12 protein-coding genes and 1 pseudogene are annotated in these 12,943 nt (G+C 65.0%); 6 read left to right on the top strand and 7 right to left on the bottom strand.

The window, feature by feature from the left end:
• Positions 1-5: 5 nt before the first annotated feature.
• The gene (locus tag ACZ7M3_RS15420; RefSeq protein ID WP_472063648.1) at positions 6-392 is read left to right on the top strand and encodes a hypothetical protein; all 387 of its coding nucleotides are present in this window, start codon (positions 6-8) and stop codon (positions 390-392) included.
• 100 nt (positions 393-492) lie between these two features.
• On the opposite strand, the gene ACZ7M3_RS15415 is transcribed toward ACZ7M3_RS15420, so the two are convergent.
• The 3 genes from ACZ7M3_RS15415 to ACZ7M3_RS15405 all read right to left on the bottom strand — a co-directional run bounded on the left by ACZ7M3_RS15415 (position 493) and on the right by ACZ7M3_RS15405 (position 1,905).
• Entirely contained in the window at positions 493-723 is a 231-nt protein-coding gene (locus ACZ7M3_RS15415) for a hypothetical protein (protein WP_472063646.1), read from the bottom strand.
• Positions 724-982: 259 nt separating this feature from the next.
• Positions 983-1,483 (bottom strand): hypothetical protein, encoded by a 501-nt coding sequence (locus ACZ7M3_RS15410; RefSeq protein WP_472063644.1) that lies wholly within the window; start codon positions 1,481-1,483, stop codon positions 983-985.
• The gene (locus ACZ7M3_RS15405; RefSeq protein ID WP_472063642.1) at positions 1,480-1,905 is read right to left on the bottom strand and encodes a HEAT repeat domain-containing protein; all 426 of its coding nucleotides are present in this window, start codon (positions 1,903-1,905) and stop codon (positions 1,480-1,482) included. The genes ACZ7M3_RS15410 and ACZ7M3_RS15405 overlap by 4 nt, the downstream gene beginning before the upstream one ends.
• A 310-nt stretch (positions 1,906-2,215) precedes the next feature.
• Here ACZ7M3_RS15405 and ACZ7M3_RS15400 point away from each other — a divergent pair, with 310 nt between their 5' ends.
• Together ACZ7M3_RS15400 and ACZ7M3_RS15395 are read left to right on the top strand one after the other, a co-directional pair.
• Positions 2,216-2,698, top strand: a complete 483-nt coding sequence (locus ACZ7M3_RS15400; RefSeq protein WP_472063640.1) for a hypothetical protein — start codon at positions 2,216-2,218, stop codon at positions 2,696-2,698.
• Positions 2,699-3,013: 315 nt separating this feature from the next.
• Positions 3,014-3,145, top strand: a pseudogene (locus ACZ7M3_RS15395) (hypothetical protein); the annotation flags it as partial.
• A 254-nt stretch (positions 3,146-3,399) separates the two neighbouring features.
• On the opposite strand, the gene ACZ7M3_RS15390 reads toward ACZ7M3_RS15395, so the two are convergent.
• Positions 3,400-4,974 (bottom strand): sodium/solute symporter, encoded by a 1,575-nt coding sequence (locus tag ACZ7M3_RS15390; RefSeq protein ID WP_472063638.1) that lies wholly within the window; start codon positions 4,972-4,974, stop codon positions 3,400-3,402.
• Between the two features lie 29 nt (positions 4,975-5,003).
• A complete protein-coding gene (locus ACZ7M3_RS15385) occupies positions 5,004-5,456 on the bottom strand; it encodes a DUF485 domain-containing protein (protein ID WP_472063636.1) in 453 nt (150 codons plus the stop codon).
• A gap of 589 nt (positions 5,457-6,045) precedes the next feature.
• On the opposite strand from ACZ7M3_RS15385, the gene ACZ7M3_RS15380 reads away from it, so the two are divergent.
• The 3 genes from ACZ7M3_RS15380 (at position 6,046) to ACZ7M3_RS15370 (ending at position 10,193) form a co-directional block, all read left to right on the top strand.
• Complete coding sequence (locus tag ACZ7M3_RS15380; protein WP_472063634.1) at positions 6,046-6,477, top strand: DUF7144 family membrane protein; 432 nt, start codon at positions 6,046-6,048, stop codon at positions 6,475-6,477.
• Between the two features lie 721 nt (positions 6,478-7,198).
• On the top strand, positions 7,199-9,865 hold the full coding sequence (locus ACZ7M3_RS15375; protein WP_472063632.1) for an ABC transporter substrate-binding protein: 2,667 nt from the start codon (positions 7,199-7,201) through the stop codon (positions 9,863-9,865).
• Between the two features lie 19 nt (positions 9,866-9,884).
• The gene (locus ACZ7M3_RS15370; RefSeq protein WP_472063898.1) at positions 9,885-10,193 is read left to right on the top strand and encodes a hypothetical protein; all 309 of its coding nucleotides are present in this window, start codon (positions 9,885-9,887) and stop codon (positions 10,191-10,193) included.
• Between the two features lie 5 nt (positions 10,194-10,198).
• Here ACZ7M3_RS15370 and ACZ7M3_RS15365 read toward each other — a convergent pair whose 3' ends face one another.
• Complete coding sequence (locus tag ACZ7M3_RS15365; RefSeq protein WP_472063630.1) at positions 10,199-10,546, bottom strand: hypothetical protein; 348 nt, start codon at positions 10,544-10,546, stop codon at positions 10,199-10,201.
• Between the two features lie 1,763 nt (positions 10,547-12,309).
• Positions 12,310-12,855 (bottom strand): GIY-YIG nuclease family protein, encoded by a 546-nt coding sequence (locus tag ACZ7M3_RS15360; protein ID WP_472063628.1) that lies wholly within the window; start codon positions 12,853-12,855, stop codon positions 12,310-12,312.
• Positions 12,856-12,943 lie beyond the last annotated feature (88 nt).

The following is a 12,943-nucleotide window of genomic DNA, read 5'->3' as shown; positions in this document are numbered from 1 at the left end:
TCTCGGTGAAGAACGACCGACGCCTCCGCCGCCTCGTCGTGGACGACACCACTTGGTACTGGACGGTCCGGCAGCGGGTGAAGCCCGCCTACGAGGACTGCCGCCTGACGCTCTCCCTCTACCCCGAGGGCTACCCCGAGGGCGATCGGCGCCGACTGGCCCTGACCTTTCGCCCGGATTCGGACCGGATCATCTCGAACTGCTATTTCCTGTCCGGAACCGTGCTGCGTCTCCCGGACCACAACTGTCTCAACCTGTACGAGCCCGGAACGGTCCGCCGCCTTCTGGACGCGGCTGCCCCGACCTTGGACCTCTTTGCGTCCGAGCAGGTGATCGAAGTAGACGGATGGCGGTACTTCGATGCCGTCGTGGAGGCGGCCACAGCCGCCTAGCTCGCACGGGCCCACCGCCCCAGCCGTGCCTTCGGCATCATCCGCGCGCCGCTGAAGACACGGACACGTCAAGAGCTGGCGGTCGGTCATGAGGCCGGCTTCACGACGTGGTGGCGACCGGCTCGCGCGGTTCGGTCTCTGGCCGGCGATGCGGCGGAACTGCCACTGTTCGCCCGCCGGGCGGGCCCTGCCGCAGCCACCGCTGCGGCGTGTGCCGCCGCCACCACTTCTCCGCGGGCTCCTCCACCGCGGAGTACAACGCCCGGGCCAGCACGATGACGACCATGGCGATGCCGATCAACGCGAACAGCGTGCCGTTGTTGTCGGGCATGCGGCCTCATTGGTAGATGGCCAGCCGGCTGATCGAGAGGAGATGGCCCAGAAGTGGGGCAGAGTCCCAGTTCGGAAGACGGCGTATGTGGATGGCGGCTGACCTGGGAAGTCCCTGACCTGGGAAGTCCCTGACCTGGGCTGGAGCGCGACTGGCCCCACGGTTCCCCGTGAGACCCCGGGAGATCCCGCCGGATCGGGCACGCAACGAGCACGGCTAGCACTCGCCTCCGACGGTGGATGGCCGGGGGTGCGCGGTCTCAAGCGCGCCAGCGGCCCCAAAGTAGCCATTTTGTGTGCTGGGGCAGGTGATGACGCCAGAGCCAGAGAGGCAAGCGCCGGTGCGGGACAAACGTCCAGAGATCGTCGTCGGCTTCGTTGCCCCTGGGGCGGGTTCGCAACAGGGCCAGGCACTCGGTATCGACCGAGTGGTGAAGACGTGCAACGTGCGCTAGCGCGACCGTGCCCTGTCGGCGCAGTTCTTCCGAGTCCGAGCGGAGAGCGCGGGCGATCCGGGGAAGGATGGCCACGGGATCGGAGTAATTGAGGGCAAGGCCGATCACGGCCACTCCGACGTGCGGCTCGCCGCGGTCAAATGCCGCGTCGATTTCCTCCGGCTGGTCCATCCCGAGCAGACCTGTACCGTCTGCCCAGTTGTAGGCCCAGTCAGGGGAACCTGTGCCTGCGCGCTTGTCCCCTCGGTTGTCCCAGATCCGGTAACCGCCCGGCACGCCTCTGGCTACGTACCGACGCTTACTCATGGCTGCTCCCCAGGCCGTGACAGCCGCAGGGCTTCGTCACGGACTCCCTTGTCCTGGTCGGCGGCGAGTCTCACAAGCTGGTCCACGAACTCGTCCGTCCGGTCGTCGGCGATCATCCAACTCTGGTAGCCGAACACCTCGCCGTCGAGCTGGTCGGCGGTCCACCCCTCGGCCCGCGACAGCGCCGCCAGCACCGCGCGCAGACCGACCTGGTCCCTCCGTTCGAGCAAGGCCTGCGCCGTCTCCTGCGTAACTCCGGTGTCGTGGGCGTCCAGTAGGAGCCGCTCAAGGACTGGGCCGACCTCTTCCCGCTCAGCCCACGCCGCAAGCTGTCGGCCGGCCGCGGCTCTTCGAGACCACGATTCCGATTCCGAGTCACAAAGCGCTGCCGTCAATCGGTCCGCCCTCTCGTCCTGGCTCACATAGCCATACTGCCTGTAGCGAGATCGTGCAGGAAGAGACCGAAGCACAGCTCAAGCGCCGGGAGAAGGCTTGAAAACCGTCGTGGCGCGAGTCACCGTGGGTTCAAATCCCCCACCCACCGCGCAGGTTGAAGGCCTCTGACCAGGAACATCGGTCGGGGGCCTGCGTCATGGACGCTGACCGTGAGGGACCGTCGTTCCCCGGTGTTCCCCGCTCGCTCGGGCACACCGGGGGCACAGGCGCCGTTGATCCGTAGCGTGGGCGGCTATCGCATCTACGGCTGTCAGTGCTGCATGGCACTCTGCCGCCATGACGACAACGACGGAGCTCACCCTCTTCGCCGACTACTTCCAGATACACATATCCGATGCGGACTCAGACGGTGATCTAAGCGACGCGTGGACGGACCAGGCCGTTGCCGATCACCTCGCGGTTGCACAGGATGCGCTGGGTATCGGCACGGTGGTCAACGTCAACGTATCCGTCACTGTGGTCGTCCTGCCTCAGGAGCCGAGTGATGACAGCTCGGAATTCGATCACGTTGTTGAGGCCAGCCTCGATGTGCCGTCGGGTCGCCTGATGGTCCTGGGCTGCACGGATTACGCCCCCGATGCGGCTACGTTCGAGGTCGCGTCAGGCTGGAACCGCATCCGCGCGTCCCGGAGCAACCTGGCTCGGGCAGCTCAGGCCGACGTCGACTCCGACAAGAGCCCCGAGACCACCGAGAAGATCCGTATCCAGGTGTGGGCGGCCCCGGAGTCTCCAGCGACGATCACTAAGCGATGGTCTTAGTCCGGCGAAGTCTTTGAGGGCTGGCTCGTGTGCCCGTCCTTCGAGCCGCACCTTCACCACCATCAGTTACCCACCACTCTCCCCAGCTCCCATCCCGTCCGCCGTCGACCCACACACCGTGGAGCGGGCCGCGTCTGCTCGGCTCTGCCTGGGCCGATGGTGGACGGGATGGGAGCCCCCAACGCTCGCCACGATGTGCCCGCGGCCGGGAAGGCCGCTCCCTCCATCCCGGTGCCGGCCGATCCCCCACCGGAGGCATGTCCTTGACCGTGAAAGTTCTACCGCGTCGGCTGGTCCAGCAAGGAAGCAGCGAGCACCCGTCGTTGGCCAGCTCGGTACGCCGCCTATGTAGGGGCCATGCACGAGTGGGCCGGCTCCTTGGGCGTGACGGCGGCGTGGCTGGAGTGGCTGATGTTCGATCTGAACGGTCACGTCGAAGCCCAATGACCTCAGCTTGGGAAACTGAGGGCATCTGGGGCTTGCTCCGAGGCTGACGTGCGGCTGAGTCGTATCGGCGCCCGGTGCGAGGTCGGCCTGTTCCCCCGTGTTCCCCCGTGTTCCCCGTGGTTTCCCGTACGATCTGGCACGACCGCACGGGGTCGGCTGTCCGTCCGCGGGTTCACAGGTACTGCTGGAGCCGGTACCGCAGCAGTCCGGCCTGGCCGGTGCCCAGGCCGCCTGGGCGGTGCTTTCGGCGGAATTCAGCTTCCTCGTCTCGCCGCCCCCGCCAGAATCCATGCTTCGACCGCCTCGTACTGCTGGCGCTGTTCCTCCGCCTTTTGCCGCCCGGAGATCTTTGTCCCTGTCCAGCCGAGAGCGAAGCCCAGGGGTATGGAGACAAGGCCGGTGGTGGTGAACGGGAACCAGTTGAAGTCGGAGTGCGGGAAGGCGGAGAAGGGGGAACCGGAGACGAGGTTGGTGCCGGTCATGAGGACGAGGGTGGCGAGTGTGCCGCCGATCAAGGTCCACAGCAGACCCGTGCGGGTGTAGCGGCGCCAGAAGAGGCTGTAGACCAGTGCCGGTGCGAGTGCGGATGCACCGATGGAGGCCGACAGCAGAGCCAGCGGCTGCAGATTGTGGTGCTGGACGAGGGCGGCCAGCAGGATGGTGGGGGCGCCCACCGCCAGGGCGGAGACCCGGGCGATGGTCATCTCACGGCCGGGGGTCGTCTCACGGCGTGCGAGCAGGTCGTGCGCGAGGGTGTTGGCACAGGCCAGGATCATGCTGGCGACCGATGCGAGCAGGGTGAGGAAAAGCGCCGTTGTGACCATGGTGAACAGGAACGTTTCGGACGTCGAAACGTCCGTTCCGAACGCGGCCCGTGAGCCCAGCAGATACGCGGTCCTGCCCGTCGGGTCGGCGCCGGCGATCGTCGTGCGCCCGATCAGCGCCGTTGCCCCGATGCTGACGACCGTGCAGATCAACATGAAGAGTGCGACGCACGACACAGCCCAGGACATCGACCGGCGCACCTGACGGGCACTGGTCGCGGTGTACATGCGCATGGTGACGTGCGGCAGGCAGGCGCCGCCGAGGATCACGGTGAGCTCCGAGCTGATCATGTCGAGCCGGGGGCTGGGGCCACCGGCGAACTGGAGACCGGAGTGCAGGAAGGCCGACCCCACGCCGCTGTGCGCTGCCGCGGCGGAGAACAGCTTGCCCAGGTCCCAGTCGAACTGCCGCAGAATCAGCGCGGCCACGACCGCGCCGGAGCCGAACAGCATCACAATCTTCAAGACCTGGATGAGGGCTGTGCCCTTCATCCCGCCGATCGCCGCGTAACTGATCATCAGTGCGCCGATCCCGACGATGCATCCAGTCTTCAGCGAGTCACTGGAAAAGCCAAGGATGAACGCCAGCAGATCACCGGTGCCGGCGAGCTGGATGAGCATCATCGGCAGCAGGGCCGCGATCGTCGCCACACACGCGGCGATGCGTACCTTGCGGCCGGGCATCCGCCGCGCAAGCACGTCGCCCATGGTGAACCGGCCCGCGTTGCGCAACGGTTCGGCCAGCAGGAACATCAGCAGCATGAGAGAGAGGGCTATGCTCAACGCCAGGACGACGCCGTCGTACCCGTCGAGCGCGATCACCCCGCCTGTGGACAGGACCGTCGCCGCGGAAATGTAATCCCCGGCGATGGCAAGGCCGTTGCGCATCGGCGACAGCGATCCGTACCCGGTGTAGAACTCGTCGAGGTCGTCACCATCGGGTCCTGTCATCACGCACAGCAGCAGGATGATCGTAGCGACCGTCGTGAATGCCACCAACGACATCGCTTGCGTGGAACTGCTGAAACCGCTCACTATGCCACTCCCCGCTTCACGTCCAGCTCGGCCTGCTTGCGAATGCGGTCCGCAATCGGGTCGACCCTGCGACGCGCGGCGTGCTCGTACAGCCCGACCGCCAGACAGGTGACGGGTACCTGGAGCAGCCCGAGAAGCAGCCCCGTGGACAGGCCGCCTGAGACAGTGCCCGTCATCAACGACGGTGCGAACGCGGACAGCACAAGAAAGAGCGTGAAGTATCCGAGCGCCGTCAACGTCGCCACGCGCCGCTGGGTGCGGTAGGCGCGGCGCAACATACGTAGGTCGCTGTGGTGACCGAGTCCCGTGTGAGGCGACGTCGTCCCACTGTCGAACTCCTGATGCTGCTGCCACGCGTAGATGACATCGGAAGAGGAGAAATGAGGCGCGGGGCGGTACGGCGCGCCTGACCGGTGCGGCTGGTATTCGGGATAAGGGAACGGATCTGGCATCCCGTTTCTCCTCATGCGACTCATGGCCCCATACGGGACCGAAGGGAAGCGGGGGGGTGCGCGCACGCTACCCAGCAGGTATGGACCTGCGCCAGACTCTGGCCAAACTGAACAGTTGGTATGCAGCAGATCGATGGCTGTATCAACTACTTCTCTTCGGCACCGGGGAATCACGGGCCACTGGCCTCGATGTTTCGTGACGGCCCGTTGGTTCGTCCCGCGGGCCGTTTCGGCTGCTCAGGCGCGTGGCGGGCCCGGTCGCGGCCCGGCTGTCGCGTCGGGTTGGCGCCGGGTTCCACTGCTCCGGTCGTGGAACGGCTCGTTGGGGCTGGGCGTTATTGCTGGTCAGCCGGGAATTCGGCAGTGCCTGGAGTCGCGCGAACGCGGTGGTGATCAGCTGGGTCCAGGGCCAGTGCTGGGCCAGGCGGAGCCAGCGGCACCCTTCGCGGCACCTCCGGCAATGCCGTGATGGCGAAGAGGGTTGCAGTCGCGGTGCCGAAGGATTGCGGTGATGCTGTCAGCGGGAGCGTGGCCGACCTCGCACGGGCAGTGTGCGTCGGTGACCGCGCTGTAGAGGAAGGGTGCTGCCATGACGACGGTGCCGGACAGGACACGGAGAGGCCCCGGAAAGCCCGGCAGCGGCGAAACGATCAATGACGCCTCCTCGTTCGCCGGGATCATGCTGCTGCTCAGCGGGCCCCTCAGCATTCTTATGGGCGCGTCCGGCATCGCACAGGACACCCTGTTCGCCGCGTCCCGGTACGCCTACCGGTTCGACCTGACCGCTTGGGGCTGGATTCACCTTGTGATCGGAGTGGCACTTGTCATTACCGGCCTGGGAGTCCTGACAGACAAGAGCTGGGGGCGCGGGGCCGGTGTAGCGGTGGCAGGGGTCAGCCTGATCACCCAGTTCATGTTCGTTCCGTACTACCCGTTGTGGGCCATCCCTGCGATGACACTCGACCTCCTGATCCTGTTTGCGCTGACGAGGGTCCATATCGAGACCAGAGGCGGCCGGTGAACCCGGCACTCCACAACAACCCACCACTCTCCCCAGCTCCCATCCCGTACGCCGTCTGCTCGGTTCTGCCTGGGTCGATGGTGGGCGGGATGGGAGCTCCCCGCGCACGCCACCGCGGACCTGCAGTCGCGAACGGCGCCCCCTATGGGCTCCTGCCCACTGGAGGCTGGCAGACGGCGTCTGCATCAACGACGGCGGTTATCCGTACCGAAACCCCGGCAACGCATTCGCTCTGCCCGAGGGTCGCCTTCGAGTGATCAGTAACGCTTTGAACGGCAGTGAAGCGATGGATCACTAGACATCCGACTGAAAATCTGACCTTGGGAAGCTCGGGTCTCTTGGCGACAGTTGTGGCGCTGACCTGCGACTGAGCGGCGTCGAAGCCCAGGGCACATGTCTGGCCAGTCCCCCTGTTCCCTGTGGTTCTCGGCAGCATTGCGGAGTGGGCGAGGTCGTTGTGGCTGCCCAGGGTTTGCGGGTGGGTGTCTGGCCCAGCCGAGTCCGCGGTCACCGCAGGAGAACAAGTAGACCGGGCCGGCCTTCTGCCAGGCCGGGACGAAGAGCAAGGGTTACGACGCGGTGTCGGGGTTGCTCAGCGACAACAACGTGCAGCACGGTTCCGCTTTTCTGTAACGGTACTGTCCGCCCCTGGGCGATCGGGCTCCTAGGGGTGTGAGGGCGCCCTAATCTGTCCGACGGCAAGCGTGGGGCAGGGGAGGACATGCCAATTCCGGATAAAGGTGCCGACGGCATTGATAATCGAACAATCGGAATCTACCGACTGGTTTCCCGACTCGGCGCGGGCGGCATGGGTGAGGTCTACCTGGCCCAGTCCCCGTCGGGTCGTCGTGTGGCCGTCAAGGTGGTGCACTCACACCTGGTGGAAGATCCCCTGTTCCGGGCTCGGTTTCGTCAAGAGGTGGCGGCTGCCCGGCGAGTCAGCGGTGCCTTTACCGCCCCAGTGGTAGACGCTGACCCGGACGCCCGACACCCCTGGATGGCCACGGTTTACGTACCTGCCTCGACTCTCTCGAGGCACATCCAGGACAATGGCCCCATACCCGTGGAAGAGCTGTGGCAACTCTTTGCCGGATTAGCCGAAGCCCTGCGCGACATCCACCGTGCACGGGTGATCCATCGGGACCTGAAACCCAGCAACGTGCTCATTACCGATGACGGACCACGGGTCATCGATTTCGGTATCGCCAAAGCCATCGACCGCAGTGCCGGCGAAGTGCACACCAAAACTGGCCAAGTAGTCGGAACGCCGCCGTTCATGGCCCCTGAGCAATGGCACGTTCCGCCGGCAATCAGCCCGGCCACCGATGTCTTTGCGCTCGGCTCGCTCATCGTCTACGCGGCCACCGGCCGTGCACCCTTCGATTCGGATTATCCTTATGTGACCGCCTACCGGATTGTCCATCACGACCCCGACCTGAGCGGCCTGCCCGATCCGCTGCGGCCTATCATCGAAAAGTGCCTGGACAAGGACCCAACCCGTCGACCCACCCCGGATGAATTGCTTACCGTGGTGCACTCTCGCCGCGCCACCATTACTGCGCAGGACCTGACGGACCAGGGTGCGGCCGGCACGCGGTACGGGCGTCGCAGCAAACGCGGTTTCATACGTGCCCTCACGTCTGGACTCGCAGCCGTCAGCCTGCTGACCGTTGGGATTCCAGTCGCGCTGAACTGGCTGCACGATTCATCGCAGCGGACAACCGACTCCGGCGTCGGGTACAACGCCGCCACCAAAGGAATCGCCAACGCATCGGATACCAAGGGAGGCACGCTGCGGTTCGTCTCCACCCAGGAGGCCGACTCCTGGGACCCGCAGCGCACTTACTACGGGTTCGTGTGGGACTTCGCCCGCTACTACACCCGCCAGTTGGTCACCTTCGCCCCCCAGCCAGGGCGCAAGAGCACCACCCTGGTGCCTGATCTTGCCGCCGGCTTGGCCAAGGTCTCGGACAGTGGCACGACGTACACCTACGCACTACGTGACGGCAGCACCTGGGAGGACGGTTCGCCGATCACATCCCAGGACATCAAGTACGGCATTGAGCGGAGCTGGGCGGATGATGTCATCTCCGGCGGCCCTGCCTACCTCCAGAAGGCCCTCGATCCGAAGAAGACCTACAAGGGGCCGTATAACGACAAGGATCCACAGAAGCTGGGCCTGCGGGCCATCGAGACCCCTGACGAGAAGACGATCGTCTTCCATCTGGCCGAGCCGAACAGCGACTTCGAGCAGATGCTTGCTCTGCCGACGGCGTCCCCGGTCAAACGTGAGCGTGACACTGGAGGCCTGTACGAACTGAGGCCTTTTTCGTCGGGTCCGTACAAGTTCGACTCGTACGACCCGAACCGCAAGCTGATCCTGGTCCGCAACGGACAGTGGAACAAGGAATCCGATCCGATCCGTCCGGCGCTACCCGACCGCATCGAGGTCACCTTCGTCACCGATGCGAACGATATGGACAACCGCCTCCTCAACGGTGAATTCGATCTCGATCTGAACGGGACAGGACTCAGTCAGGCTGCCATCACCAATGTGCTGGGAAACGCCGACCTGAAGGGACACCTGGACAATCCCAGGACTGGATACACCAGATATGCAGTCTTTCCGAAATCAGTGAAGCCGATGGATAACATTCACTGCCGCAAAGCCATTATCTTCGCCGCCGACCATAAGGCGCTTCAAACGGCCCGAGGTGGACCAATCGTGGGCGGCGATATCGCTCCGAATATGCTCCCTCCGTCCATTGCGGGATCCGACCCGACATATGATCCTTATGGCGTGCTCGACAACAACGGAAAGTCAAACCTCGAAAAAGCCAAGAAGGAACTCCAGGCGTGCGGCAAGCCGAACGGTTTTTCCACGACCATTGGTGTGCGCAAAAACACACCAGTAGAACTGAAAACCGCTGCAGCCCTGCAGAAGGAACTGAGGAAAGTCAATATCACCACCAAGATTGACCGGATCGACGGCGCCGCGCTCTTTGGATTATTCAAGTCACCACAGGCGGTGAAGGATAGAGGGTATGGCATCATCCTCATGGGTTTCGCCGCAGATTTTCCAACCGGTCAGGGTTTCTTGCGGTCATTGGTCGACGGGCGATTCATCCTGCAGACGGGCAACAACAACTACAGCGAGCTCAACGATCCGGAGATCAATGCATTGTTCGACGGTGCAATTGCCGAGCGGGATCCGGTCAAGGCGGGAACGATCTACCAACAGATCAACCGCAAAGTCTCCGAGAATGCGGTGTACCTGCCCATTACTTACGAGAAGATCATGATGTGGCGCGGTCCTCGATTGCTCAACACATACACGGCCGACTCCTATTATGGGCGCTATGACTACGTGTCGTTGGGCGTGAGGTAGGAAATCACTTGGAGAGCAACTGACGGCCCGCGAGAAGGACGTCTCCCACCCCACCGCCGCCGGCTCGACCAACGCCGAGATTGCCGAACGCCCGTTCCTCACCGAGGCCACCGGGAAGACGCACGCTACGGGACCGAGCGTGAGCGTTCTGGCGAGGGGGACTGACCTGTGGCGGAGCGCCGTCGGCGCCGGGTGGGTGGTCGACTGGTTCCCCCGTGTTCCCCGTGGTTCCCTGCACGATCTGGCACAGGTCCGGCACGGGCTTCTTCGCCCCGAGGCCACGGCTGAAGGGCGCACCAAAGGTAAGGCCTCCCACCTCGGCCTGTAGGTCGATCAATCCCGCTCTTCGAGTTGGGCCTTCCACGCGAAGGCTCCCGCAGTGAGAGTGGCCCGTGATCCGGTCCGCCACCTGTCAGTGATGTCGGTCCAGCCGTGAAGGGAGGCGCTCCGGGCGCCGTCCTCTGATACGCGGTCGTAGAAGAGGCTGAACTTGAAGACCCGGCCGTCGTCGGAGATGACTTGGCCATCTTCGTGGTCGGGGCCCTCTGGCAGGAGGTCGACGACAACCGTCCGGTCCGGATCGAGCCCCTGGCCCCTCAGAACCTCCCGCAACCTCTCCCAGAGGTCGTACTCGCTGGTGCGTAGGAGATCGGTGCACTGAACGACGATGCTTGACACCATGACCTCATGATCGGTCCTGGCTGCGGCGAAGGGAAGCGACGGGCAGCGTCAGAGCGGAGTGCCGACGACGATTGCCGCTTCGGCAGTCGACGAGGCAACAGTTGTGACGCTTCACCTTCTGATCCGTAGCTCTACAGAGATCGGTCATTGAAGGTCATACAGGCTGTCGGGAAGCCCATGAGGGCTGGTGTGGGGCACTACCGGTTGCTGGGGTTGCTGTACTTCGCTGCTGTACCGCAACCTGCGGACCTCATCCTTATCAGGTCGATCAACAGGGCTGCGGGACCTCCGCGAGCCTCCCCCATGCCTCGATCTGCCTGCCGCTGAGGTTCAGCGTCGATCGGCACCGTTCGCGCCTGTTGGTGTCAGCTGTTGGTGTCAGGAATCCGGGCGGTCTTGACTGGGCGGCTCGTCAGACTCCCGCGCCCACGCGAAGGGCATGGGTTCCGTGGTGTCCACAACCCAGGGTTCAGGGTACCGAGCGTGACATCCTGCGCATCGAGCGACGAATGTCCCGACCTCGGGGTTCGTCAGGACGCTGTAGTGCGACGAAGGCAGCGCGCGCATCACGTAGCCGTTGGCGGTCGTTTCAAGTGCTGGCCACGCGGGCGAGCACTCACACGGCCCGGCCCTCGCGAAGTCCTCGTCGCCAGGTGTGTGATGCGTCTTCGTGAACTTCTTGTAGAGCTCCCTCAACGGGTGCACGTTGTCCCCTCCCCAGAGGCCGCTTGGCGTGATCACGTGGGCCCCATGAGCCGCACAGACTATCCCGAGGCCGGCGGAGCGGCTTTGAGCCTTAACCCACCAGTCTCCCCAGCTCCCATCCCGTCCGCCGTCGACCCACACGTCTGTGGAGCGGGCGTGGTTCATGGCGTCCAGGTGGAGCGCGCCACTGTACGAACGACCTGGACGCCATGGGCCGCGTCTGCTCGGCTCTGCCTGGGTCGATGGCGGACGGGATGGGAGCACCCCGCGCACGCCACTACGGACCCGGAGCCGGAAATGGCGCCCCCTCCATCCCGGTGCCGGCCGATCCCCCGCCGAGGCATCGTCCTGACCGTGGCATTGTCCGTCCAGGTCTCGACTCAGAGCCGTAGCTCGCTGCGGCCCCAGGGGCCGGCCCCGGCGCCGAAGGCGCAGAGGGGCCGAGCCCAAGGGGCCAGCCCGCGCCTCGCGCGGGCCGGTGATGAAGTAGGGAAAGTTCTACCGCGCCGGCGGCTCCTTCTGGAACCCGGCGTGGAACGCGCACGCGTCGCCGCCGAGTTGGAGCGCTTGGACGCCCTCCCGCGGCCTCTTGTCCTCGAAGCAGTGGCGGCGTCCCGCATCGGCGCATCGCCGAACTGACGAGTCTCTCGCGATCGCATGAGTGATCGCGCACGACCCGCGCGGAGCTGATCCATCAGCGCCCCGTCAACGGCCGCGACCACCGAATCACCGACTACACCGACGGCCGGCTCAAGAGGCCAGAGTGGCCCCGGCATGACCTCTCTGGCACGTAAATGCCACGGCGGCCCCGGCTCGCCACCAAAGATCAAGGCCCAGATCCCCGGGTACCCACCCGCTGATCTGGGCCTTTCTCGTGTCCTGAGACCGGTGGGCGCGGACGGTTTCGAACCGCCGACATCCGCCTTGTAAGTTCGCTCGCAGCACGGTGCCGTGTGCCAGAACGGGGCCCGCTGGTCGCTCGCCGATCCGTCTGCGGCCGCCCCGGTACACCATCGTTCGCCGCCATTGATGTCAGCTGGTGATGTCAACCCGACGGGCTACGCGCTGACAGCCAACTCCCGTGCCCGCTGACGGGCTTGGGATCTCACTTCCGTGAGTCGACCGTGGAACAGGTTGTGGCGGTTCTGGTCGAGGTTCAGAGGCAGGTCGATTTGAGAGATGAGCTCCGACTCCATGGTCCACGGTTCGTCACGCTCGATCCAGCACACTCGGGCGTTCTCTGCCATCCACTGACTGAGGGTGGCTTCCCCGGCCTTGCCGAAGGTCATGCGCTTCCCGCTGCCGACGCGGCGCAACTCGAGCCCGAGCAGGCAACCAAGCGTGAGGCGAAGCGTCGATCCGGCCGCATTGCCCCGGTAGTGATACCGCACGCGCTTGCGCAGGTTCTGCGTGCTGGTCCGGTTCGCCATGTGTCGCGGGGCTATACCGACGTAGAGCAGGCGCCCGGCATCGAGGTCCGGGCAGGGAGCCTTCTCGAAGTGCCATCCGTAGACCCCGGCCGCCGCCGGCACCGGGCTGGGACGCACCAAGACCTCCTGCGCCGACCACAGCCGATCCGGTTCGGTGAGAGCAGCATGGACCACGGAGCCTCCAAGGTCGGTGGGCTGATTGCCGCAGGCTACTGGCCGACCACACTGGCCCCAGGGGCAGACCGAACACCGCGGCTTTGTA

It is taken from the genome of Streptomyces sp. NPDC111656, from assembly GCF_055656965.1.
The sequence above is the reverse complement of the archived record's forward strand: the minus strand, read 5'-3'. Positions and strand labels throughout refer to the sequence as shown.